We start from the raw sequence: 22,577 nt of genomic DNA on the forward strand, positions 1-22,577 counted from the left end.
CCTAGCGGATGATCGGAAGGCCCGCCGTCGGGAAGACGCTGGGGAAGATCGACGGCGGCGGGACGGGGACGTCCTCCAGCGGCACCTTCACGGTCTCCGCCCCGACGGTGACGGCGTGGCCCCGGACGTCAACAAGCAACGGCTCGTCGCTGTAGTCCTCGCCGGGTACAAGTGTCAGAGCGATAGACCCCTGCTCCAAATCCACGGCCAGCAAACGTCCCTGTACCTTGAGCCTGAAGGACAGCCCCTCCCATTCAACTGGGAGTCGCGGATCGAAACGCAGGACCTCGCCCTGGTCCCGCATGCCGGCGAAGCCGCAGACCAAAGAGCTCCAAATGCCGCCGGTGGAGGCAATGTGGACGCCGTCGATGGTGTTGCCGTGGGAGTTGTCCAGGTCGATGAACAGCGCCTCGGTGAAGTGCTGCAGCGCGACGTCCCCGTATCCAACCTCGGCCGCCATGATTCCCTGGACGCACGCGGACAGGGTGGAGTCGCCAGTGGTGATGGGGTCGTAGAAGTCGAATGCGCGCTGCTTTTCCTCGGCAGTGAAGTCCTGCCACTGGAGGAACATGGCCAGAACGGTATCGGCCTGCTTGAGGACCTGGTGGCGGTAGATCACCAAGGGGTGGAAGTTCAGCAGCAACGGGTACTTGGACTTGGGCGTGTTCCAGTCCCAGGGCTCCAAGGTCATGAAGTCGTTGTCCTGGCTGAACACCTCAAGGTGGGGGTCGTACGGCAGCGACATGCGTTCGGCGGCCTGCCTCCACACCATGCGTTCGGTGTCGGCGATGCCTTCGTTCTCCAGCGCGGCAGCGGCTCGGAGGTTAAAGCGGGCCATGACGTTGGTGTACAGGTTGTCGTTTACCACTGCCGTGTACTCGTCCGGTCCGGTGACGCCGTGGATGTGGAACATGCCGTCCTTGCCGAAGAAGCCCAGGGAAGCCCACATCCGGGCCGTCTCGATCAGCAGGTCGGCACCCAGTTCGGCGCTGAACGTGTCATCGCCGCTGGCCCATTGGTACCTGTTGGCGGCAAACGCGATGGCCGCGGCAATGTGGAACTGGGCAGTACCTGCCGCATAGTAGGCGCTGGCTTCAAGGCCGTTGATGGTTCGCCACGGGAACAACGCGCCATCCACGCTGAGTTCCTTGGCACGCACCCGGGCGTCCGGGAGCATGGCGTGGCGGGATTCGAGCACCTTCCTGGCGCCGCAGGGGTTGGTGTAGGTCAGGTACGGCAGGAGGTATACCTCCTGGTCCCAGAAATAGTGGCCTTCGTAGCCGGAACCGCTGACGCCCTTCGCGGGAATCCCCGCCACCCCGGCGCGTGCGGTGGCTTGGGCAAGCTGGAAGAGCCCCCAGCGCACGGCCTGCTGCATTTCCGGCTGGCCGCCGATGGAGACGTCCGCCGTGGTCCAGTATTCGTCGTAATGCGCTTTGCTCTGGGCAACGATCTCCGAGAAAGGTACCAAGTTGGCTTCCGCGTCCGCGGCCAGGCTTTCGCCACGATCCTCGGCATCCCCTGCCGACCCTGCCACGACGTAACTGACCGACTTCTCCAGACGGAAAGTCTCGCCGTCGTGAATGGCCAGAACGTACCGGACGGACGATTCGTCCTCCGCCACCAGCGTTTCGAACGGCTGGCCCTCGGCAGAAATCCAGTGGTCCACAGCCATGGCGACGCGCTGGCGGGATTCGGACGTTTCCCACGCGAGGCGGAGCGAGCCATCGGCACCCTGCAGGTGCAGGGGCAGCAGGACCCTGCCCGCGTGCCGGCCGGAGCGGCGCGGGTCATGGACCGAGTGGTCCTCCACAGGCTGGTCCTGGCGGTTCACGACGCCGGAGGTGATGTCCGCGGATACGTCACGGTCCGCTGACAACGACAGTTCAAGGCCAAGGCATCCGCGGGAATCGAAGCCGACGGCGCGGCGCTCAACCGTGGTCACAGTAGCGCCGGAGCGGCAGGACCACACAATGCGTTCCTCGTAAACGCCACTGGAAAAGTCGACGCTGCGGTGGTAGTCCAGCACCGTGGACTCGGCCAGGCTCAGGGCTTCGCCGTCGATGGACACCGTGAAGTTGTTGGCATCCGGGACATACACGATCCGCTGGCCTGTCCGGGCAAAACCATAGGCGTTCTCGGCGTGCTTGATGTCCCAGATCTCGTGGAAACCATTGATGAACGTGCCGGGGAGCTCGCTGTCCCCCGCCGTTGAATGGGAGCCACGGATGCCTAGGTGGCCGTTGCCGAGCGCGAACAAGGTTTCCAGTGTTCCCTCGTCACCGGGTACGTGGATGTTTTCCACAAGCTTCCAGGGCTCGCAGGGGAAACGCAGCCGATCGGAGCTGATGAGTGCCATGGGCGGTTGAAATCCTTCGAAAAAAGTAGGGTCAGAGAAGTTCGTAGAGGTCATCGACCACGAGCGTGGCGCCGGCGTCCAGGAGGGTTTGCCGGCCCGCACCGCGGTCCACGCCGATCACTGCATGGAAGTTCGCTCCGGCACCGGCCTGCACTCCGGACACGGCATCTTCGACCACGATGCATTCCTCCACAGGCAGGCCAAGGAGGCCCGCGGCGTACACATAGGTTGCCGGGTCCGGTTTCCCGGGAAGTCCGACGCCGGCAGCCACCTGACCGTCGACCACCACCTCGAAGTGGTGGTCCAGTCCTGCTGCCTTCAAGACAGCCGGGGCATTCCGCGACGACGAAACAACCGCGACCTTGAGTCCCCGTTCAAGGGCCGCGTTGATGAACTTGACGGATCCTTCGTACGGCTCCACCCCTCTGGAGTCCACGATCTCGTTGAAGATGGCGTTCTTGCGGTTGCCGAGACCCTGGACGGTCTGGTTGGTGGGTGCATCGTCCGTAGGACCTTCGGGCAGGGTGATGCCGCGGGAGGTCAAAAAGTCCCGCACGCCATCAAAGCGCGGCTTGCCATCGATGTGGTCGAAGTAGTCGCTCTCCTGATAGCCCTCCTGATGCCCGATTCCGGCCAGGTAACCGTCAAAGAGTTCCTGCCACGCCTGCTCGTGCACTACGGCAGTGGGCGTGAGTACGCCGTCGAGGTCGAACAAGAGTGCCGAGGCGCCTGTCCAGGCATTACGAAGATCAGTCATGTGCATGGTTCCGTTCAGCGCTTGTGGCGCGTGGTTTTGCGTTCGATGAGCTTGGTATCGAGCAAGTGGTTGGAGGGTTGTTGGGGGGTTTCGTGATTCAGGAGTCGTTCACACAGCAGGTTCGCTGCGAAGGCGCCTTGGTCAGCTACCGGTTGCGCCACAGTGCTGAGGCCGAGGAACCAACTCATGGGGTGGTTGTCTATCCCGATCACAGACACGTTCTTCGGCACGGACAAGCCGTACTCCCGGAGGGCCGTCACGGCACCGAAAGCGGCCTCGTCACAGTGGGCGAACACTGCCGTGGGCTTGGCACCACGGGAGATGAGCTCAGCCATGGCCCGCCGCCCGTCGTCAATGCCCGGCCCTGCAGCCACCACAAGGTCCGGGTGGACGGTGAGGTGGTGTTCATCCAGCGCACGCCTGAAGCCACGGAACCGAGGAGTCTCAGTCACAACGGGGTGTTCATTGCTCGAGAGGACGGCCAAGTCCCAATGGCCCAGCCCCAGCAGGTGTTGGGTTGCCTGCCAGGCAGCGTGTTCGTCATCGATACCTACATTGTCCCACGGAACATTTCGCATGCCCACGCTGGCTACCGCCAGTCCGCAGGCTTCCAACGCTTCCATTTCACCGGCGTCGAGGTCAATGTTGAGCAGGAGCAGCCCATCCACCCTTTGGGCCAGGTTTTCCAGGTTCCCGAAGAACTGCTTGCGGACAGTGGCCTTGTTTCGGAGGCTGACAAGGACCGTGTCGTAACCGCTGTCGCCGAGAACCTCCTCTGCGGCTTCAACGGCCTGGGCGAAGAACCATGATGTGGCGGTGGGGGCCACGATCGCTACCGACCCCGTGATACCACCAGCCAACCGGGATGCCGCAGCTGAGGCTTTGTAGCCGAGCTTGCCCGCGGCTTCTGCCACCCTCACCTGTGCTTTTTCGGAAACATTGGGGAGCTTCCGCAATGCCCGGGACACCGTGCAAATCGACAATCCGGACAGAACTGCTACGTCGTGGATTGTCACCCTGTCAGTCCTAACCATGCAACACGGCCTCAACCCTTTCCACTCTCGCCTTACGCCCTTGGCGTGAGTCCCGCAGCGGGACACCAGCCAAAAGTGTAAGCGCTTACAATTTTGTCATTCAATAGAGTGCGGCTGAATGCAAAAATGTGACGCGAATCTCACCGACGGGTTTGGTTTCGGGGCTCTGATGCCTTCTAATCCAGCGCTAGCCCAGCACGTAGTACTTCAAGAATGCGCTGACATCCACCAGTTCTGCGGGCTCGATCCTGTGCCCCATTCCCGGGTAGGTCCGCGCCGTCAATGCTGTGTTGGCGTTCAACCACTCCTCCGTGTGGGCGATCGCGTCCTCGTTGATCACGGGGTCCGCCTTGTCCCTGCCCCAGAAGAACGGCGGCGGGGTGTCAAACGATTCGCTCAGGGCCAGGAGGTCGTTGTCCAGAACAAACCCTGACAATCCGACCGTGGCCTTGAAGGACGCGGGCCGCAAACGCAGCAGGGTGCTGGCCATGGCCATGCCCTGTGAATATCCGAGCAAGCTGACGCTGCTGTGGTTGTCCTTCACGGAGTTGATCCAATTGAACACGGCATTGGTGGAAGCGATCACATCCGCGAAGTCGTTGGTGAGGAAGTAGTCCAGCAGGAACCAGCCGTAGTCGTCCCCAATAAGCTTCGGACCGCGGAGCGCCGCGCACGTGAATTCGGCGGGCAGGTGGTCAAAAAGGTCCACCATGCGCTGTTCGCTGGTTCCATAACCATGGAGCATCACCAGCAACGGTGTACCTTTTCGCTGGTTTTCGGGCTTTGACCAGACCACTGAATCCATGGGCACGAGCCTAGTAGACTGACGCCATGACACCGCAGGAATTGGCCAACCTGGCCCATCTGCGGCGCGCCCGCGACTTCATAGATCGCGAGTACGCGCGTCCTTTGGATGTGCCCACCATGGCCGCCGGCGCCCTCATGTCCCCGGCCCACTTCTCCCGCCAGTTCAAGGCAGCTTACGGTGAGTCCCCCTACAACTACCTCATGACCCGTCGGATAGAGCGGGCAATGGCGCTCCTCCGCGCTGGCACCAGCGTCACCGATGCCTGCATGGAGGTTGGTTGTACCTCCTTGGGGTCCTTCAGCAGCCGTTTCACCGAAATCGTGGGAATCACGCCCAGCGAGTACCGCTCCCGGGAGCATCACGCGGTCAAGGCCATGCCGAATTGCATCGCCAAACAGCAAACGCGCCCTGACAGAAACCCTGGAGCAAGGGCCACAACAAGCTGAGCAGGATTGGAGAAGCGCATGTTCCGCGCCTCCAATAGCGTGGGATTCATGAACATTTCATTGAAGTACGCACACGTCACTGTCAACGATGTCGATGAGTCGCTCGCCTTCTACCGCGACGCCCTCGGCCTTGAGGTCCGCAACGATGTCGGCTCCGACGGCCAGCGCTGGGTAACCCTGGGCAGCGACGCCCAGCCCGACCTCGAGCTGGTCCTCTCCCCGCCGCACGCCGGTCGCTCCCAGGCCGACGGCGACGCCATCCAGGAGCTCCTCACCAAGGGCGTCATGCCGATGCTCGTGTTCAGCACGGACGATCTCGACACCACTTTCGAAAAGCTCCGTGCTTCCGGCGCCGAGGTGCTCCAGGAACCCATCGACCAGCCGTGGGGACCGCGGGACTGCGCGTTCCGCGACCCCTCCGGCAACATGATCCGCATCAACCAGGGCTGACTGTCCTGACAACAAGCAAAAGGTTCGACGACGACGGCCCCGCCCGCCGTCGTCGAACCTTTTGCTGTCAGAGGCTTAGCAAGCCGGCATCGGAAAGTTCACCGTCATGGTGCGTGGATGCGATGGCAGCGGCCACGACGTCGGACAGTCGCCGGCGACGCGCATACGCCTGGCGCTGCAGCCGCTCGCCTGAGCCGCGGCGAAGTATGGTGGCCACCCCCGCGCGGGCCAGGGCCAGGTCCCCGGACCTGGCCAGGGCGGGCTTGATGTGCCGCAACAGGGCGCCGGCAACCTCCGGGGCGGCAGCAGGACTTTGCTCCAGGGGGTGCAGCAGTTCGCGGTTGATGCCAAAGCGGCTTGCTTTCCAATTGGCCATGCGAATGACCTGCGTCAAAGCGCTCGACGGCGGCTCGCCGCGCCGCCATTCACTCGCCGATGTCTCCACCAGGGCACGCGCGATCACTGCCAGGGTGAGGGCGTCTTCTGCGTAAAGGCAAACGTCCGCGATCCGAAGCTCCACAGTTGGGTGGCCCCGGGACAGGCGGGCGTCGAAGTAGATCATGCCCTCGTCCATCGGAACTCCGGTACCCAGCAAAGCCTCCAGGACCGTGCGATATCCGTCGGCCGAACCAAAGACATCCATGGGACCTGCCGTTGGCCACCGGTTCCAGATCTGCGTTCGGTAGCTCGCGAAACCAGTGTCCGCTCCCATCCAGAAAGGAGAATTGGCACTCAGGGCCAGCAGGACGGGGAGCCAATGACGCATACGGTCCAGGACTCCGACGCCCTCCTCCGGCGACTCGATGGACACATGGACGTGGAAGCCGCACGTGAGCTGCTCGCGCGAAATCAGGCCAAATTCCGTACCCATGGCGGCGTACCGCCGGTTTCCCAAGGTGGGTGTCGCGTGGAAAACCGGTGGTGTAGCCAGGGCGGCTACCCTTGCGCCCACCGTCCTTGCTGCTTTGTCCGACAAAAGGCGGCCGGCGCGGATTTCCGTCCGAAGCTCGTCGGCTGTGCGGCAGGGGCGGGAGTTGACTTCGATCTGTTCCTGCTTGAACTCCGACTTCAGTGAAGCGGCATCGGGCGTCGCCTCCCCGCTGTGGGCAACCGCCACATCCAGGATGTCCGAGGCAAGAGCCAGGGGCGTGCCGTCCGAAGGATCGGCAATCAGAAGTTCCTCCTCCACGCCAAACGTTCGCACAGCCACCCCTCCCACCATGGATTTATTCAGAGACGGCGGTTAACCGACGTGGCGCGGGACCTCCATTTGGAAACCGCAACGGCAGTGCAGCACCTGGGTCTGCAAGTACACCTCAAGAAGATTGGGGCTCTCAGGATCCTCGGTGCTCCGGGGAGCCTCAATTACACGTTCAGTGGGCCGACCCAGTGTCATGGGATCGCCGCAATGGGTGCAGCTGAACCAGAGTCCCGCCGCAGCAGTGGAAAGGAATTCCTGTTGGATTTCCGGCACCAACGTCGCCAGGCGCACGGGGTGGGCGTAGAACGTATCGCATTCGCTGCAGGTGTAGCTGACGTCAACGACTTCCGATTGGTGTGGCTCTGCCTCCACGACCGTCTCCACGAAAACGTAGGAATCGGTCCCACACACGGTGCACCACGGCCGCGCTTCGGCTTGGGCAGGGGTCGGCTCCTGCGAAGGTTTCGGGACGGGAAGGGATCCAAGCGTCATTGCCATTCTCCTTTGGTACTCCAAGGAACCAGCATGAGTTGACGCTGCGGGCCGGCCGATAGAGGCCACGGCTGAAAGTGCAGTTCTTGGACCATCCGGGATGGCACCACGTCATGAGGCTCCAAGGGCTATCTGCTTAACCCACCTAAAATGTAGTGCACCAGTGGCGGGCGTCACAAGTCATCGGACAGCTGCGGGCACCAGGCAGGAAACAGATTACGGCTCGAAATGGGCCACGGGCGACTCCTTCGCCACGCCCTTGACCAACGTCTCTGCGACGTCGCGCAGCTTCTGGTTCCTGGCACTTGAGGCCTTTTTGAGGATTTGGAAGGCCTCCTCCTGGCTACAGCGGTTTTGCCCCATGATGATGCCGCAGGCGAGGTCGATCACGGTCCGGGATTGCATGGCATCCTGGAGGTCTTCGGCGTGCTGCTGTTTCACGCCGATCCGGACTGCGAGGCGCAGGGAGCGTTCGGCCTGGCTGGCGTACAGCTCACAGCTCTGGATGGTGGCTTCGTCAAAGGCATCCCTCTGCGGAGCGAAGAAATTGAGGGCCGCGGTAGCGCCTTCGTCCAATTCAAGGGGAACGCACAGAGCCGAAAAGTGGCCGCGGTCCGCGATGACCTTGCAGTACTCGGGCCAACGCCCTTCCGTGGACGTGTCAGGTACATGCACGGTGCCGTGGCTCCGCATTGCTTCCAGGCAGGGACCGTCACCGAAGGCCTGCTGGACTTCGTCGATCAGCCTCGCTTCGTGGGTGCTGCCCGCAACGGTGGCGGTTCGCCTCCTACGGCTCAGCGTGATGCCACAATGCACGTTCATGCCGAGCGCCTTGGACACGGCTGCCGCCGAAAACACAGCGAGATCTCCGAGGAATCCACCTACGTCTTCGCTGTCAATAACAAGGTCCTGCAGCCGTTCAGGCACCGAAACTTCGTCGGGCGCCGAGGCGGCGTCGGGCAGCGCCAATCCAACGTTCATTTCGTCCATGCCTTAGTTTACGATCGTGGGGACACTCCCCGTCACCCCTTTGAGGAATGACAACAGAATCCTTGCATATGCGGTGCACCTATGTGCACAATCTAGCTACAGTCCCGGATTACCGGGACCAGGCTTTACAGCTCATGCAGACGGGCGACCCGCATTTTTTTGATGCCGAGGTACAGACCCATGCCGGCCCAGCCAGCGTCCAGAGTCCCGGACGAAGCACACCAACCTCCCGATGAGCCTCTTTGGTGTACCCGGTGCAATACGGACAAACATCTCCTGGTGAACTCGATCCAGTCCCACTATCCCCCGGCACCCAACATGGTGGATGTGGCCTATGAATGCCACGTCTGCAGGTATTCCTACCAGCAGATTGCCTCTGTCCAGCGGGTAGCCGCGGTACTCAACCGGCCCGGCATTTCCCAAGGCGTACTTCAGTTCGGCGGTCAGTATCTTCACTGCGGCGAACCCATGAAGACGAGCAGCTGCGAGCTCCGGAGGATACAAGCGCCCCTGGTGCTGAAACCGGGGGGCCAGCTGCGGATGTACGAGGTTCTCATCAACACACGGATTCTTGGCTGTCATTGCGGCTTCCGGATGGAGATTCCGGACTGAAATGACGGCTCAGCCATGAGGAGCAGCAGCAATTCTGGAGCTACCGGAAGGGATAGCATGCACGCAGAATCACAGAAGAGGGAGTTTTCAACCGCCGGCCGGGGCCTGGGCAAGCACGGCCAGTCCGGCCAGCACAAACTGCCGGATCCGCCGGACCCCGACAACCTGCCCATTGACTATCCGGGCTCGGGATGGGATTCCAGCCGATATCCCTCCAGCGTCCCGGAAAGCCTTCGCCCGAGCCCCTTGTCCCGGAGAAAGAGCGCCCGATGATGAGCGACGTTCCCTCCGATCCAGCACAGCCCGATCCGACCCGGGAGCCCGGGCCCACGCCTGAGCCCGTTCCATTGCCGGAACCGGGCCCACCACCCGTCCCGGAGCCCACCCCCGGCCCAAGTCCCACCCCCGGCCCAGCGATCCCACCGCTTCCCGGGCCAGACAACCCGCCGCCCATGTAGCGGCGGGTCCCACCCATGGACCGGGTCCTGGCAGATTCCCCAGTCAGGATCCGATAGAAGGGCATGTCGCGCTACAGGGAGCGCGGCATGCCCTTTAGTCGTGCCCGGAGTCCGCACAACTGGACCGATCTGTGTTTATGTTGGTTTCTATTGACTTACCAACATAAACAAAGATAGAGTCAAGCAATTCCACATCGTTGTGACAGCAGTCACGCAAGTGCCTGCACCAAAACCTGGGCTTTACCGCAATGGAGGGTAAGTGTTCGCAGAAGAACGCCAACAACTGATCTCCGCACTCGTCGCAGAGCGCGGACGGGTGAGCGTCACCGACCTCGCCGATCGTTTCAGCATCACCACTGAAACCATCCGCCGCGACCTCGCAGCCCTTGAGGTCTCCGGAAACCTCCGCCGGGTGCACGGTGGTGCCGTCCCATCCGACCGCCTCAGCACCCGCGAGGAAAGCATCCTTGAGCGCGCGGTGCAGCGCCAGGGCGAAAAACTCCGTATCGCCAACGCAGCCTTGGCACTGATCCCCGAACTCACCACGGGCAGCATCCTCCTGGACGCAGGCTCCACCACTGAGACCCTCGCAGATCTGCTGGCCCAGCGGACCCCGCCGGCCAACGGCACCGACGAACTCGTGGTGATCACCCACGCCATCCCGATCGCTGGCAAGCTCTCCTCAACGCAGGGCGTCGCGCTCCAAATCCTGGGTGGCCGCGTCCGCGGACTGACGCAGGCCGCCGTCGGGCAGTCCACCGTGGAAGCCGCCTACAGGCTCCGCCCGGACATCGCGTTCGTGGGAGCCAACGGGATCCACTCCGTCTTCGGGCTAAGCACGCCGGACCCCGAGGAAGCCGCGGTAAAAGCCGCCTTCGTCAAGTCTGCCCGCCGTGTTGTTGCCCTTGCCGACTCGTCCAAGCTGGATGCCGAAACCCTGGTCCAGTTCGCCACTTTGAAGGATGTTGACACCTTGATTACCGACCAGCAGCCTTCGGCTGAACTCGCGGCGGCCTTGGCCGACGCCGGCGTGGACGTGGTGGTGGCATGATCGTCACGCTCACCGCCAATCCCAGCCTGGACCGCACGGTGGAACTGCCGGGAGCCCTTGCCCGCGGCGAGGTCCAGCGCGCCGTCGCAGTCCATCAGGAATCCGGTGGAAAGGGCGTCAACGTTTCGCGGGCGCTCGTCGCCTCCGGCCTCGAAACGCTGGCCGTACTTCCTGGCGCGGATTCAGACCCCGTCCTTTCCGGACTGCACGACGGCGGCGTGCCGTTTGCGGCCATGCCCATCGGCCAGGCTCTGCGCAGCAACGTCACGCTCACCGAACCGGACGGCGTCACCACCAAAATCAACGAACCCGGCCCGGAGCTGAGCGAGGAACAGCAGGAAGCCCTGATCGGGCTGCTGCTGGAGCGCTCCCGTGGCGCGAGCTGGGTGGTACTCGCAGGCTCGCTCCCACCAGGAGTGCCTGCGGACTTTTACGCCACAATCGCGCGTCGGCTCCGGTCGAACGCGGATGGAACGGCAGCCCCCGGCATCGCCATCGACTCCTCCGGGGCCCCGCTTGCGGCAGCCCTGGTGGGCGACGCCGCCGGAAAACCGGACCTCCTCAAGCCGAACGCGGAAGAGCTTGCAGAGCTTGCTGCCGCCGCCGGTTTCGCCAACGTCTCCACAGCTGACGAACTGGAAGCAGACCCGGCCAAAGCCGCCCAAGCTGCTGCCGCCGTCGTCGCCAGCGGTGTAGGTGCCGTTCTAGCAACACTCGGGTCCAAAGGCGCAGTCCTGGTGACCGCAGACGGTGCGTGGCTCGCCACGCATCCGCCGATCAAGGCAGTCAGCACCGTAGGCGCCGGGGATTCCTCCCTGGCCGGCTACCTGCTGGCCGCAACCCAGGGCGGTTCCGCACAGGACTGCCTCCGTCAAGCCGTGGCACACGGTGCCGCTGCCGCTTCACTGCCGGGCTCCACTGTCCCGGCAGTCCACCAGACAACCCCCGACGCCGTAACCATCACGGCCCTCCAGAAGGACTAACAGTGACCCAGCTGATCACACCCCAATTGGTCACCCTCGACCAGAACCTGGGCGACTCCCCCGCCGACGTCATCCGCGTCCTGGCCGGCAAAGTTGCCGCCGCTGGCCGTGCCACCGAGGTCGAAGGCCTGTTCGCTGATGCCTTCGCCCGCGAGCAGAAGACCGCAACCGGCGTCCCCGGCGGCATTGCCATTCCGCACTGCCGTTCGGCAGCGGTCAAGGAACCCGCCCTTGCCATGGCCCGGCTGTCCCACAAGGTGGACTTCGGCGCCAAGGACGGCCCGGCCGACCTCATATTCTTCATCGCAGCCCCGGACGGCGCCGACCAGGAACACCTGAAGCTGCTCTCCAAGCTGGCCCGCTCGCTGATCAAGAAAGACTTCACGGCGGCCCTGCGTGCGGCATCCTCAGACCAGGAGATCGTGGACCTCGTCGACGGTGCTTTGGCAGACAAGCCTGCGGCCCACTCTGCCGCTGCTGCGGCACCCGCACCTGCCGCGGCAGGTTCGGAAAGCACGACGGCGGCTGCCGCACCCAAGCGCATCGTGGCAGTGACCGCTTGCCCAACCGGCATCGCCCACACGTACATGGCAGCTGACTCCCTGGTTGCTGCGGCCCAGGAAATGGGTGTTGACCTGCAGGTCGAGACTCAGGGTTCCTCCGGCGCCAAGCCGCTGGATCCGGCAGTGATTGCTGCGGCTGACGCGGTGATTTTCGCCGTCGACGTCGATGTTCGGGGCAAGGAGCGCTTCGCCGGCAAGCCGGTCATCAACGCGCCCGTCAAGCGTGGCATCGATGAGCCCACCAAGATGGTCCAGGAAGCCCTCGCTGCCGCTGACGATCCCCACGCACGCCGCGTCCCGCACTTCGGTGCGGAGGAGCAGGCCGAACGTGCCGAGGAGGAAAAGGGCGAGCACATCGGCCAGAAGCTGAAGCGCGCGCTCCTCACCGGTGTCTCCTACATGATTCCGTTCGTGGCCGGTGGTGGTCTGCTGATCGCCCTCGGGTTCTTGATGGGCGGCTACCTGATCACGGGCTTTGCGGACAAGATCGTTGTCGAGAACAGCATCTTCAACCTGCCCACAGCCTTCCCGGACAACGCCTGGGGACCGCTCGGCGCTTACATTGGTGCCGTCCTGTTCAAGATCGGCGCCCTGTCCCTCGGATTCCTGGTCCCGGCGCTGGCAGGCTACATCGCTTACGCCATCGCTGACCGCCCCGGCATCGCCCCCGGTTTCGTAGCCGGCGCTGTCTCCGGCTTCATGGGTGCGGGCTTCCTCGGCGGCATCGTTGGCGGTCTGCTGGCCGGCTACATCGCCTACCAGATCGGCAAGCTCGATGTCCCACGCTGGCTCCGTGGCCTCATGCCGGTGGTCATCATTCCGTTGCTCGCCTCCTTGGTGGCGTCCGGCTTGATGTTCCTCATCCTGGGCCGCCCGATCGTGGAGCTGACCAACGCCCTCAACGCAGGACTGTCCAGCCTCACAGGCGCCGGCGCAGTTGTCCTCGGCATCATCCTCGGCCTCATGATGTGCTTCGACCTCGGCGGTCCGGTCAACAAGGTCGCCTACGCATTCGCCGTCGCAGGCCTCGGCGCTGCCAGCGTCACCAACCAGGCACCCTGGCAGATCATGGCCGCCGTCATGGCAGCAGGCATGGTTCCGCCGCTGGCCATGGCCCTGGCAACAGTGCTGGACAAGAAGCTGTTCTCCCTGGCCGAGCGCGAGAACGGCAAGGCAGCCTGGCTCCTGGGTGCTTCGTTCATCTCCGAAGGCGCCATCCCCTTCGCTGCCGCCGATCCTCTTCGCGTGATTCCCGCCAGCATGGTGGGTGGCGCAGTGACCGGTGCCCTGTCGATGGCCTTCGGCGTTACGTCCAAGGCACCGCACGGAGGTCTGTTCGTCTTCTTCGCGATCGACAACTTCGTGCTGTTCTTCCTGTCCATCGCGGTGGGCGTAGTCATTACGGCCCTGCTCGTCATCGCCCTCAAGCGTTGGGCAGTCAAGAAGCCGGTTGAAGCAGAAGCCACCCCGGCCACCGTCAGCGTCTAGACTTCCCACAAAGCCACCCACCACCACAAAGGAGCACCAATGCCTGAACGTACAGCCACCATCGCAAGCCGCGTCGGCCTCCACGCCCGCCCGGCTGCCATCTTCGCCGAAGCCGCTGGAGACCTGGACATCGATGTCACCATCGCCCGCCAGGGAGAACCCGCCGATGACGCCATGGATGCCGCGAGCATCCTGTCCCTCATGAGCCTGGGTGCTTCCCACGGCGACGTAGTGGTGCTGCGCGCTGAAGGTGAAGGTGCGGACGAAGCACTGGACACCCTGGTGAAGATCCTTGAAACGGACCACGACGCCGAGTAGGGACACGCAAACCCCTCAGCGCCACCAAAAGAGCCTGGTGACACCCGGATGTGGGTGTCACCAGGCTCTTTGCGTGTCCGTCTTAGCTTCGCCGGAGAGCTCGTCCAAGTGGCGCCCGAGCATGTCCAGCATCGGATCCGACTCCGGCAACTCCCCGTTCCACAGTCCGTGCATCGCAATTCCATCCAGGAGCGCACGCAGCCGCTGCGCTTCATAGGCGGGATCACGGGCGGCGTGAAAGTGGCCCTCCTCCTTCAGTATCCGGATGGCCACCTCACACGCCCGGTCGACGGCGGCGCTGAGCCTGGTCGCGGCGGCACGAAGTCCGCTGTCGGTGAGCGAGAGAACGCCCAGCTGGACTTGAGCGACCAGTTCCAGGCGCCGCTCCATGTCGAGGGGAAGCAACTGCCGAAGCAACTCATCAACGAGCGCACGCCCTGTGAGTTCCAGTGCGTTGACCCTGGCTGTCACTCGGTCCTCGATGAGTTGGAGGCAGTACTCCCTGAGGGCATGCTGCGTGGTGAACGCCCGTCGCAGCGAGGCAGCAGCAATACCTGCTTCCGCCGCAACGCCCCGTACCGACAGGCCTGGGAGCCCGTCCCGTTCGAGCACCCGCAAAGCAGCTTTGGCAATCTCGGCGGTGCGTTGCTCTGAGTCGATTTTCCTGGGCATGTCGATCAGCGCGAAGGAGTAGCGGCGGGCAGGACTTGGCGGGCCTTTTTCGGCCAGATTGTGTAACTTACGGCCCAAAGGAAGTCGATGGCGAAGATTATCCCCAGGGTGGGGAAGAAGTCCGAGAGGGCTGAAGTGCGGTCGGCATCGTTGACGAGCACGATGATGGCCCCCAGGGTCGCAGCTGCGAGAACCATTGCCAGTGCAGTACGGAGCACATCCTGCCAACACTTGAGGGTGTAAGGAGTGCCCGTAAGCCGTTCCGGTTCGGGGCCGCCCGCAAATCGGTGCTTGAAGCGGACGTCAGCCCAGGCAACCATGCGCTTGCCGTAGGCGACAGAGATGCCGATGTAGACGGCGGCCAGCCCATGCTGCCACGAGGCCGTTCCCCCGCCAAGCAGGTCGACGGAGACCAAGGCAAGCAAGACCACATCGATCACGGGCGCCAGGATCAGGAGCGCTCCTCCAAGCCGGGGGCGCCGCAGGAGATACCGCGCAGCCAGGCCGCTGAGAATCGCCACCCAGAACGCCACTTCGCACGCCACAATCGCAGCCAGAACCATGCGCTTCCCCCAAGACGCCTCGCCTGTATTTTGTTAGTACGAGTGTACTCATAAAAGAGCATGGTGCATCTAGGCTTTCGGCAATTCCCCGTTCAGGTAAGCGGCCACTGACGCCTCGGTGGGCTTCACCTCCTTCAAGTCATCCGAGAGGTAGGCCTCGATGATACGGGGATCCACGTAGGAGGAACGAGCCACTGACGGAGTGTTTCCAAGCAGTTCCGAAGCTTCCTTGATGGCCCTCGTGATGGCCTGCCTTGGAGTGCCCTTGTGGCCTGACTTGATGAGGCAGATGGCTGCGGCCGCAGTACCCTTCCAGGTGCGGAAATCCTTGGAGGTGTAGGCCTCCCCGGCGATGCCCCTGAGGTATTCGTTGATCATCGAAGCGTCCACGTTTACCCAGGTGCCATTGGCCTGGTACGCCAACAGGCGCTCCTTGCCGGGTCGTTTCGCCAGCGGTTCAAGGAAGGCGGCCAGGCTGGGATCATGGATGGACATGTCCCACAGGTGTCCACTCTTGCCGGGAAACTTCAGGAATACGTCCGGCCCCTCGACACGGGCGTGGCGGCATCTAAGGGTCGTCAGCCCGTAAGAGCCGTTTTGCTTCATGTAGATCTCGGAACCCACGCGAAGCGCACCCAGGTCCATAAGCCGGACCGCTGCTGCCAAGGTCTGTTGCTTCGGGTCCGCCTGGTCCTGGAGGTGGACCGTCACATTCCGGCGAACAGTGGGCAGCACAAGGCCCAGTTGGGCGGCCCGGATGAACTTTTCAGTGTCCTTCCGCTCCCGCCAGCGGGGATGGTAAATGTACTGGCTGCGGCCGGCGCCGTCGATACCGGTAGCCAGGATGTGTCCGTGCTCGTAAGGACTGATCCACACATCGGTCCACGCAGGCGGGATCGCCAGCGCATTGATGCGCTGGCGATCCTCTTTGCCGACCAGGCTCCCGTCAGGGTGGCGGTAGCTGAATCCCGTCCCTACCTTCCGGCGGACGATGCCGGGACCGGAAAGGTCACTTCTCTTCAGCCGTGGCACGGGCTGCCTTGTCCCTGATCAGCGGTCCGTTGCCTGTCAGGCCTCGTCCGGGTCCGTCACGGCAGCACCGGCATTCATGATCTCGGCGTTGATCATCCAGACCAGCTGCTCAAGGCGCGCGATGAACGCATGCAGCAGGTCCGCCGTCGTGGGATCTTCCTCGTCCACTTCGTCATGGACGTCACGCATGGTCTGGACAGCGCGCTCCACGCGGTCAGTGACCAGCTTGACGGCATTCTTGGTGTTGACCAGGCCGGCGGGGAATTCCTCCAGGCGGGTCCCCTTGGCGATGGTTGCGCTCCGACCATCAGGCAGGGCGTGGAGTGCCCGCATGCGTTCTGCGGTGTCGTCAGCGAACTGCCGGGTGGCCAGGACCAGTTCGTCCAGCTGGAGGTGGAGATCGCGGAAGTTCGGTCCCACGATGTTCCAGTGCGCCTGCTTACCCTGGAGCTGCAGCTCGATGAGGTCGGTCAGGACGATTTGAAGGTTGTCTGCAAGCTGCTGTGACGCTTTCATGTGTTCCTCTCATGGACGTTCAGGTGAGTCAAAACGGCGCCGCAGAATGTCTGCAGCGACTGCCCAATCATCAGGTGACGACTTCAATAAGCCTTTCATAAGGTTGCTTAGTAGTACAATGAGGAGTGTTACTGTTCACGACTGGCGAACTTCACCCCCGTGAAGCTTCCGTTGGCAGCAGTAAAGGCACTTTGAGGCTGTGGAAAGCCCCCAAGTACCGGCATAACTAAATCGGAGTATCCGGAATGCATAGTTGGGAATCGGCGATTCACCAATGATTCCCCCAGAAAGGAATGTGCTGACCATGAACACGCTTCTGATCATTGCTGGTGTTGTAGCAATTGTCCTTCTTCTTGTGGGCGGCTTCTCGCAGGCCCTGAGCTGGTTGCTGTGGGTAGGCGTCGTCCTCCTCGTCATCGCGGCCATTGGTTGGCTGCTGACCTTCATGTCGGGCCGCAGGGGCCATACGGTATAAAGCGCCGCTGCACATCTTCCAAGAGGTCACAGAGGGCCGCTCCCGCGCTCATCATCTGCACACGGAGGCGGCCCTCCGGCACACCCGCTGTCCGCCGGATTCCCGGCGCGGTGCTCGCGGCACTCATCCCGACCCATCATTCTCCTTCAGGGGAATACAGTGCGGCCCCGATTCATACCTCAAGGAACGCTGACAGTCCGACCGTAGTCCGGCCGACCGCCGGCGTCCACCACCTTGCTGCGGAGGCATATCAATGGCAGAGCAGGAACAAGTCCCCAGAATTGGCCGGAACGAGTCCACCGAAGAACGCATGGACCGCAACTGGATGGAACTCATCCAGGAACTGCGGGTCCTCCAAACCGGCGTACAGATTCTGGGCGGATTCCTGCTGACACTGCCATTCCAATCACGCTTCGGGGAACTGGACGACTGGCAGCGCGGCCTCTACCTCTTCAACGTCATGGTGGCTGCCCTGACTACCGTGCTCATCGTCATCCCTGTCAGCGTGCATCGCCGGCTTTTCCGCCGCGGACTGAAGGCCACCCTGGTTTCGAGCGCTGACGTCGTCACCAAATGGGCACTGGGCGGCGTCGCGGTGCTGATCGTCGGCTCCGCCACCCTGGTCTTCGACTTCACGGCCGGGAGGACCGCAGGCATCGTGGCCGGCGCCTTCATTGTCCTGACGCTGCTGTTGCTGGTGGTTGGAATGCCCTTGTGGCTCTACCGCCGGGGAATGAACGGCAACGGAAACACCAAGGAGGAGTGAACAATGCTGCACCCTATCGATAACCGGGAAACCTCACCAAAGCAACGCACCCCCCTGCGCCAATGGGTCAAGGAGCATGGCCTCCTCCTGGTGAATGTGGGACTGTTCGTGACCTTCTTCGGCGGCATGATCCTCTCCGGCGCCGCTAATTACAGCGAGGAGCAGCAGACCCACGGCGGACAGCCCATCGGCGTCCTTGAGTATTTGGGCACCGGACACTTCGTGGAAGCCGTGTTCGAAAACTGGGAGTCCGAATTCCTTCAAATGGCCATGTATGTGGTCCTGACGGTGTTCCTTTTCCAGAAAGGCTCCTCCGAGTCCAAGCCAATGGGCAAGAAGGCTCCCCAGGACGAGGACCCCCGGGATGCTAAACCAACAGCCAAGACGCCGTGGCCCGTGAGGCGCGGCGGCTGGGTCCTGAAGGTCTACGAACACTCGCTCTCCGGACTCCTTGCCCTCTTGTTCCTGATCTCCTTCGCGATGCATGCCATCGGAGGAACGGCGGCCTACAACGAGGAGCAACTCAGCCACGGGCTATCCGAAGTCTCGACCTGGGAGTACATGGCTTCCAGCCAGTTCTGGTTCGAATCCTTCCAGAACTGGCAGAGCGAATTCCTGGCCGTAGCTGTGCTGGTGGGGGCATCCGTCTATCTGCGGGAACGTGGCTCACCGGAGTCCAAGCCCGTGGCCGAGCCGCACTACGAGACTGGCGCCTAGCCAGCTGAGAAAGGAACCGGAACCATGCCGGCAAAGAAGAATTCCAGCATCAAGGACCCTGGGCTCTACGAAGAGTTGCGCGATGACGGAGCGTCCAAGGAAAAGGCGGCGCGAATTTCCAATGCGGCTGCCGCCCGTGGCCGCAAGGAAGTCGGCAAGCAAGGGTGGAAAATCAGGGGACTACGACGATTGGACCGTGGATAAACTAAAAGCCCGCGCCAAGGAGCTTGGGCTGAAGGGCTATTCGGACAAAAAGAAGTCCGAACTCATTTCGATGCTGCGGAACCACTAACGCCGTAACCGCCAGCCAGCCTTGCCGGCCTAAAGCCGGGGTTCCGGCCTCAGCTTCTTAAGCCAGGTCTCTGTCTGCGCAATATGCGCGGCCGTCGCCGTCGCCGCCATGGTGGGATCACGGCGCGCAATCGCGGCCACTATCGCGCTGTGCCCCGCTGTGCTGTCCCCGCGCACGGCCGCACCGTCTTCGCCGTCGAAAATGTGGAAGTGGCCGCCACGTGAGCGGAAAAGCCTGACCAGTGCGTTAAGCGTCGAATTGCCGCTTGCCCGGCAGATCTCCTCGTGGAACTGTGAATCCAGTTCCGAGTACTCTGACGGGCTGACAGTGGCCTCCATGTTCTCCACGAGCGAGGTCAGCTTCGCCACGACTTCCGGCGTGGCGTTCGCGGCCGCCGCAGCCGCTGCGTGGGACTCCATCAGCCTGCGGATTTCGAAAAGCTCAAGCAAGCCGTCCAGCGGCAGCAAATCCACCAGAAGCGCGAAGTTCTGAAGGATCACAGTCGGTTCCAGGGACGAGACGTACGTACCCGATCCGTGCCTGGATTCCATGACGCCCAACGCGGACATGGCCCGCACCGCTTCCCGGAGGGAGCTTCGGGATACGCCAAGTTGCGCGGACAACTCCGCTTCCGGAGGACACTTCTGTCCAGCAGCGAGTTCACCCGAAGCTATCTTGTTCCTCAGGCCCTGCATGGCCGTCTCGACAGCACCCAACTACGTCGCCTCCTTCAGATCCCCGTATCACGCTACCGCACCGGGAGCTCGGCCCGAATGAGAAGACTCATTGTCATGCCTTCCCAACCAAGACATCGTACCTATCAGTGAATTCGACAGTCCAAACCGGTGATTTTCGGCCACATGCGTCAAAGTCATCTTATGACTATTTTGAATTGTCCGTTGTCTCGGCCCTGCCTGTGATGTAACTTACAGAGCGTTGACCGATTCCACTGACGAAGGACGCCGTGTTCCCAGCACCCCTGACAGTCCCCCGCCCGATGTTGACCCCCGAAGGCCAACCCGCGATGGCCGACTGGAGCCTCACACCGTCCAAAGTCCACCTCAACCACGGCTCGTACGGCTCCGTTCCCCGGGCGGCCCAGGCGGAGCAACTCAGGCTCAAGGAACTCATGGACCAGAACCCCTGCCCGTGGTTCATGGGACAGTTCGAGCTGGTGGCGACGGCGCGAAGGGAGATCGCTGAATTCCTCAGGGTCGATCCCCAACATTTGGCCCTGGTCCACAACGCGAGCGCCGGGGTCAGCACCGTTTACAACTCGCTGGACTTTGGGCCCGGCGCGGAGATCGTCACCACAAGCCACGCCTACGGGGCGGTATTGCAGGGCGCAGAGCGGGTTGCCCGCAGAGTCGGCGGTCAGGTCCGGATCGCGGAGATTCCCCTCGAGGCGGATGCAAAGGCGGTTTGTGCGCTGGTCATGGCGGAAGTAACGCCCAAAACAGCCCTGATCGTGGTAGACCAGATCACCTCTGCCACTGCCCGGGCCTTCCCCGTCGAAGAGATCGCCAAGGCCGCTTCCCGACTGGGAGTACCAGTCCTGGTGGACGCAGCCCACGCGCCGGGCGTGCTGGAGTGTCCCGTTCCCGATTTTGAGGGCTTCTGGGTGGGCAATCTCCATAAGTTTGCCTGCGCACCGCGGGGAACTGCTGCTTTGGTGGCGCGGGGACCACACGCACAGGGGCTGGAACCACTCATCGATTCGTGGGGTTTTCCCTACAGCTTTCCGCAGAACTTCGACCACGTGGGCACGCAGGATGTCACCTCGTGGATGGCAGCTCGAACGGCCTTCGACACCATAGAAGACCGGTTCGGCTGGGCGGCTTTCCGCAATTACGCCAAAGAGCTTTGCGACTACGGCCAGTCATTGATCAGCGGCGCCTTTGCCAGCGCCACGGACCAAAACCCGAAGGTCGACGTCGGCATGCCGGTAGGGCCGCTGCGCCTGGTCCGGCTTCCAGTGGGTCTGGCAACCACCCATGAGGAATCCCATTGGGTCCGTGGCTACATCTCCGGGCAACTGGACATCGAAACTGCCATCACAACGTTCAACGGCCAGGGCTACCTGCGGCTTTCGGCCCACCTGTACAACTCCCCCAAGGACTACGAAATATTCGCGGAAAAGGCGGTCCCGGAACTCGTCCGGCTCGCCCGATCCCTCTAGACCCCACCCGCACCCTCAAGCGGTGCAATCATTCAACCGATCAACGGAGGACCCACGTGAAATCCAGAATTTTGGCGTCTGCGGCAGCAGGCCTGGCGGCTGTTCTTGCACTCGCGGGGTGTGGAGGCGGCCAGCAGGCCAGCGATGGCAAGGTCACTTTGAAAATGGTGGAAAGCCTCACCAACCCCACGCGCACGGAAACCCTGAAGAAGCTCATTTCGGGTTTTGAGCAAGCAAACCCGAACATCAAGGTGGACCTGATTTCGCCGCCCACGGACCAGGCGGACCAGAAGATCCAGCAGATGCTCCAGTCCGGCAAGGGCATCGACGTGGTTGAAGCCCGTGACATCACGGTGGGTTCCTTCGGCGCCAACAACTGGCTCTACGACATGACCAAGGACCTCGATGGCTGGGATGGTTGGAACAACCTGACGGAGAACGCGGTCACGTACTCCAAGCAGAACGGCAAGACCTACTACATCCCTTACGGTTTCTACGGGCTTTCCCTGTTCTACCGTTCGGATCTGGTCAAGGGGGCCGGATTCGACGGTCCTCCGGCCAGCTGGGAGGAGATGGCAAAGCAGGCCGAAGCACTCAACAAGCCGTCCGAGAACAAGTTCGGCTACGCCTTCCGCGGAGGCAGCAACGCGAACTCCAACGCCGTAGCCATCATCGAAGCCTACGTGGCGGACGAGATCGACCGGGAGAACGCCTTCAAGCTGACCAACGGCAAGACGATCTTCTCCTCCCCCAAGGCCCAGCAGGCCATGGATCTCTACATTGACCTCTTCAAGAAGGGATCCCCGCCGTCGTCCGTAGCGTGGGGTTACCCCGAGATGGTGCAGGGCTTCAGCAACGGCTCCACGGCCTTCCTGTTGCAGGACCCGGAGGTCATTGCCACCGTCAAGGAGTCGCAGGCCATCAAGCCTGAGCAGTGGAACGTCGCACCCTTGCTGGTAGGACCTGGCGGTAAGGCGATCCAGCCGGTTGCTTCTGCCGGCTGGGGCATCGCGGAGTCTTCCAAGTCCAAGCCCGAGGCAGTCAAGCTCATCAAGTACCTGGCCCAGGGGGATGCTGCCACCACCTTCAGCAAGGAGAACAGCCTGGTCCCCACCCTGAAGTCCGCGGCGCAGGACACCTTCTACAGCACTGGCCCGTGGGCTGCTTACGTCAAGATGACCGAAAACCCTGACACGTACATTTCCGCGATCCAGCCGCGGAGTGTCTCGTGGTGGACCGAGTGGATCAAGAAGGCCGACGGCGAGTTGCAGCGGGTCCTCACGGGACAGATGTCCACCTCTGAGCTGCTGTCCAGTTGGGATACCTACTGGACCGAAAAGATGAAGGGATAGCTT

Annotated in this window: 24 protein-coding genes and 1 pseudogene; 13 read left to right on the plus strand and 12 right to left on the minus strand. The window is 62.6% G+C overall.

Annotated features, from left to right (window positions below; translation table 11 throughout):
* Position 1: 1 nt before the first annotated feature.
* The 4 genes from AB0N72_RS15200 to AB0N72_RS15215 all read right to left on the minus strand — a co-directional run bounded on the left by AB0N72_RS15200 (position 2) and on the right by AB0N72_RS15215 (position 4,955).
* Positions 2-2,359 (minus strand): glycosyl hydrolase family 65 protein, encoded by a 2,358-nt coding sequence (locus AB0N72_RS15200; RefSeq protein WP_363931199.1) that lies wholly within the window; start codon positions 2,357-2,359, stop codon positions 2-4.
* A gap of 31 nt (positions 2,360-2,390) precedes the next feature.
* Positions 2,391-3,122, minus strand: coding sequence for an HAD-IA family hydrolase (locus AB0N72_RS15205; protein WP_363931200.1), 732 nt, complete (start codon positions 3,120-3,122; stop codon positions 2,391-2,393).
* Between the two features lie 8 nt (positions 3,123-3,130).
* Positions 3,131-4,132, minus strand: a complete 1,002-nt coding sequence (locus AB0N72_RS15210) for a LacI family DNA-binding transcriptional regulator (protein ID WP_363931201.1) — start codon at positions 4,130-4,132, stop codon at positions 3,131-3,133.
* Positions 4,133-4,337: 205 nt separating this feature from the next.
* Positions 4,338-4,955, minus strand: a complete 618-nt coding sequence (locus AB0N72_RS15215; RefSeq protein WP_363931202.1) for a dienelactone hydrolase family protein — start codon at positions 4,953-4,955, stop codon at positions 4,338-4,340.
* A gap of 26 nt (positions 4,956-4,981) precedes the next feature.
* Here AB0N72_RS15215 and AB0N72_RS15220 point away from each other — a divergent pair, with 26 nt between their 5' ends.
* Together AB0N72_RS15220 and AB0N72_RS15225 are read left to right on the plus strand one after the other, a co-directional pair.
* On the plus strand, positions 4,982-5,404 hold the full coding sequence (locus AB0N72_RS15220) for a helix-turn-helix transcriptional regulator (RefSeq protein WP_363931204.1): 423 nt from the start codon (positions 4,982-4,984) through the stop codon (positions 5,402-5,404).
* Positions 5,405-5,452: 48 nt separating this feature from the next.
* Positions 5,453-5,854 carry a VOC family protein gene (locus AB0N72_RS15225; protein WP_363931205.1) on the plus strand — a complete coding sequence of 134 codons (402 nt, stop codon included), beginning with the start codon at positions 5,453-5,455 and terminating at the stop codon, positions 5,852-5,854.
* Positions 5,855-5,921: 67 nt separating this feature from the next.
* Here the strand turns inward: AB0N72_RS15225 and AB0N72_RS15230 are convergent, their stop codons facing one another.
* The 3 genes from AB0N72_RS15230 to AB0N72_RS15240 form a co-directional block, all read right to left on the minus strand.
* On the minus strand, positions 5,922-7,064 hold the full coding sequence (locus AB0N72_RS15230) for a glutamate--cysteine ligase (protein WP_363931206.1): 1,143 nt from the start codon (positions 7,062-7,064) through the stop codon (positions 5,922-5,924).
* Between the two features lie 33 nt (positions 7,065-7,097).
* Positions 7,098-7,547: a hypothetical protein gene (locus tag AB0N72_RS15235; RefSeq protein ID WP_363931207.1), complete on the minus strand. Its 450-nt coding sequence runs from the start codon at positions 7,545-7,547 to the stop codon at positions 7,098-7,100.
* Between the two features lie 216 nt (positions 7,548-7,763).
* Positions 7,764-8,537, minus strand: coding sequence for a GAF and ANTAR domain-containing protein (locus tag AB0N72_RS15240; protein WP_363931208.1), 774 nt, complete (start codon positions 8,535-8,537; stop codon positions 7,764-7,766).
* A 279-nt stretch (positions 8,538-8,816) separates the two neighbouring features.
* Here AB0N72_RS15240 and AB0N72_RS15245 point away from each other — a divergent pair, with 279 nt between their 5' ends.
* The 5 genes from AB0N72_RS15245 (at position 8,817) to AB0N72_RS15265 (ending at position 14,010) form a co-directional block, all read left to right on the plus strand.
* Complete coding sequence (locus AB0N72_RS15245; RefSeq protein WP_363931209.1) at positions 8,817-9,149, plus strand: hypothetical protein; 333 nt, start codon at positions 8,817-8,819, stop codon at positions 9,147-9,149.
* A 717-nt stretch (positions 9,150-9,866) separates the two neighbouring features.
* A complete protein-coding gene (locus AB0N72_RS15250; protein ID WP_363931210.1) occupies positions 9,867-10,658 on the plus strand; it encodes a DeoR/GlpR family DNA-binding transcription regulator in 792 nt (263 codons plus the stop codon).
* Positions 10,655-11,641: a hexose kinase gene (locus AB0N72_RS15255; protein ID WP_363931211.1), complete on the plus strand. Its 987-nt coding sequence runs from the start codon at positions 10,655-10,657 to the stop codon at positions 11,639-11,641. The genes AB0N72_RS15250 and AB0N72_RS15255 overlap by 4 nt, the downstream gene beginning before the upstream one ends.
* Positions 11,642-11,643: 2 nt before the next feature.
* Positions 11,644-13,692: a fructose-specific PTS transporter subunit EIIC gene (locus AB0N72_RS15260; protein ID WP_363931212.1), complete on the plus strand. Its 2,049-nt coding sequence runs from the start codon at positions 11,644-11,646 to the stop codon at positions 13,690-13,692.
* A gap of 39 nt (positions 13,693-13,731) precedes the next feature.
* On the plus strand, positions 13,732-14,010 hold the full coding sequence (locus tag AB0N72_RS15265; RefSeq protein WP_363931213.1) for an HPr family phosphocarrier protein: 279 nt from the start codon (positions 13,732-13,734) through the stop codon (positions 14,008-14,010).
* 57 nt (positions 14,011-14,067) lie between these two features.
* Here the strand turns inward: AB0N72_RS15265 and AB0N72_RS15270 are convergent, their stop codons facing one another.
* The 4 genes from AB0N72_RS15270 to AB0N72_RS15285 all read right to left on the minus strand — a co-directional run bounded on the left by AB0N72_RS15270 (position 14,068) and on the right by AB0N72_RS15285 (position 16,793).
* Positions 14,068-14,682 carry a TetR family transcriptional regulator C-terminal domain-containing protein gene (locus AB0N72_RS15270; protein WP_363931214.1) on the minus strand — a complete coding sequence of 205 codons (615 nt, stop codon included), beginning with the start codon at positions 14,680-14,682 and terminating at the stop codon, positions 14,068-14,070.
* Between the two features lie 5 nt (positions 14,683-14,687).
* On the minus strand, positions 14,688-15,245 hold the full coding sequence (locus AB0N72_RS15275; RefSeq protein ID WP_363931215.1) for a hypothetical protein: 558 nt from the start codon (positions 15,243-15,245) through the stop codon (positions 14,688-14,690).
* Positions 15,246-15,314: 69 nt separating this feature from the next.
* A complete protein-coding gene (locus AB0N72_RS15280) occupies positions 15,315-16,277 on the minus strand; it encodes a DNA topoisomerase IB (protein ID WP_363931217.1) in 963 nt (320 codons plus the stop codon).
* A gap of 36 nt (positions 16,278-16,313) precedes the next feature.
* The gene (locus AB0N72_RS15285; RefSeq protein WP_014920468.1) at positions 16,314-16,793 is read right to left on the minus strand and encodes a DNA starvation/stationary phase protection protein; all 480 of its coding nucleotides are present in this window, start codon (positions 16,791-16,793) and stop codon (positions 16,314-16,316) included.
* A 304-nt stretch (positions 16,794-17,097) separates the two neighbouring features.
* Here AB0N72_RS15285 and AB0N72_RS15290 point away from each other — a divergent pair, with 304 nt between their 5' ends.
* From AB0N72_RS15290 to AB0N72_RS15305, 4 genes and pseudogenes are all read left to right on the plus strand, one after another.
* Positions 17,098-17,268 (plus strand): hypothetical protein, encoded by a 171-nt coding sequence (locus AB0N72_RS15290; protein WP_363931218.1) that lies wholly within the window; start codon positions 17,098-17,100, stop codon positions 17,266-17,268.
* 253 nt (positions 17,269-17,521) lie between these two features.
* Positions 17,522-18,034 carry a DUF6328 family protein gene (locus AB0N72_RS15295; protein ID WP_363931219.1) on the plus strand — a complete coding sequence of 171 codons (513 nt, stop codon included), beginning with the start codon at positions 17,522-17,524 and terminating at the stop codon, positions 18,032-18,034.
* 3 nt (positions 18,035-18,037) lie between these two features.
* Entirely contained in the window at positions 18,038-18,751 is a 714-nt protein-coding gene (locus AB0N72_RS15300) for a DUF6766 family protein (protein WP_363931220.1), read from the plus strand.
* Between the two features lie 24 nt (positions 18,752-18,775).
* Positions 18,776-19,043 (plus strand): annotated as a pseudogene (locus tag AB0N72_RS15305) (Rho termination factor N-terminal domain-containing protein).
* Between the two features lie 29 nt (positions 19,044-19,072).
* On the opposite strand, the gene AB0N72_RS15310 reads toward AB0N72_RS15305, so the two are convergent.
* Entirely contained in the window at positions 19,073-19,759 is a 687-nt protein-coding gene (locus tag AB0N72_RS15310) for an FCD domain-containing protein (protein WP_363931221.1), read from the minus strand.
* A 281-nt stretch (positions 19,760-20,040) separates the two neighbouring features.
* Here AB0N72_RS15310 and AB0N72_RS15315 point away from each other — a divergent pair, with 281 nt between their 5' ends.
* The gene (locus AB0N72_RS15315; RefSeq protein WP_363931222.1) at positions 20,041-21,222 is read left to right on the plus strand and encodes an aminotransferase class V-fold PLP-dependent enzyme; all 1,182 of its coding nucleotides are present in this window, start codon (positions 20,041-20,043) and stop codon (positions 21,220-21,222) included.
* Positions 21,223-21,278: 56 nt separating this feature from the next.
* Complete coding sequence (locus tag AB0N72_RS15320) at positions 21,279-22,574, plus strand: sugar ABC transporter substrate-binding protein (protein ID WP_363931223.1); 1,296 nt, start codon at positions 21,279-21,281, stop codon at positions 22,572-22,574.
* Positions 22,575-22,577 lie beyond the last annotated feature (3 nt).

Origin of the sequence: Paenarthrobacter sp. NPDC089307 (genome assembly GCF_040685055.1) — a bacterium.
In the GTDB taxonomy this organism is placed as follows: Bacteria; Actinomycetota; Actinomycetes; order Actinomycetales; family Micrococcaceae; genus Arthrobacter.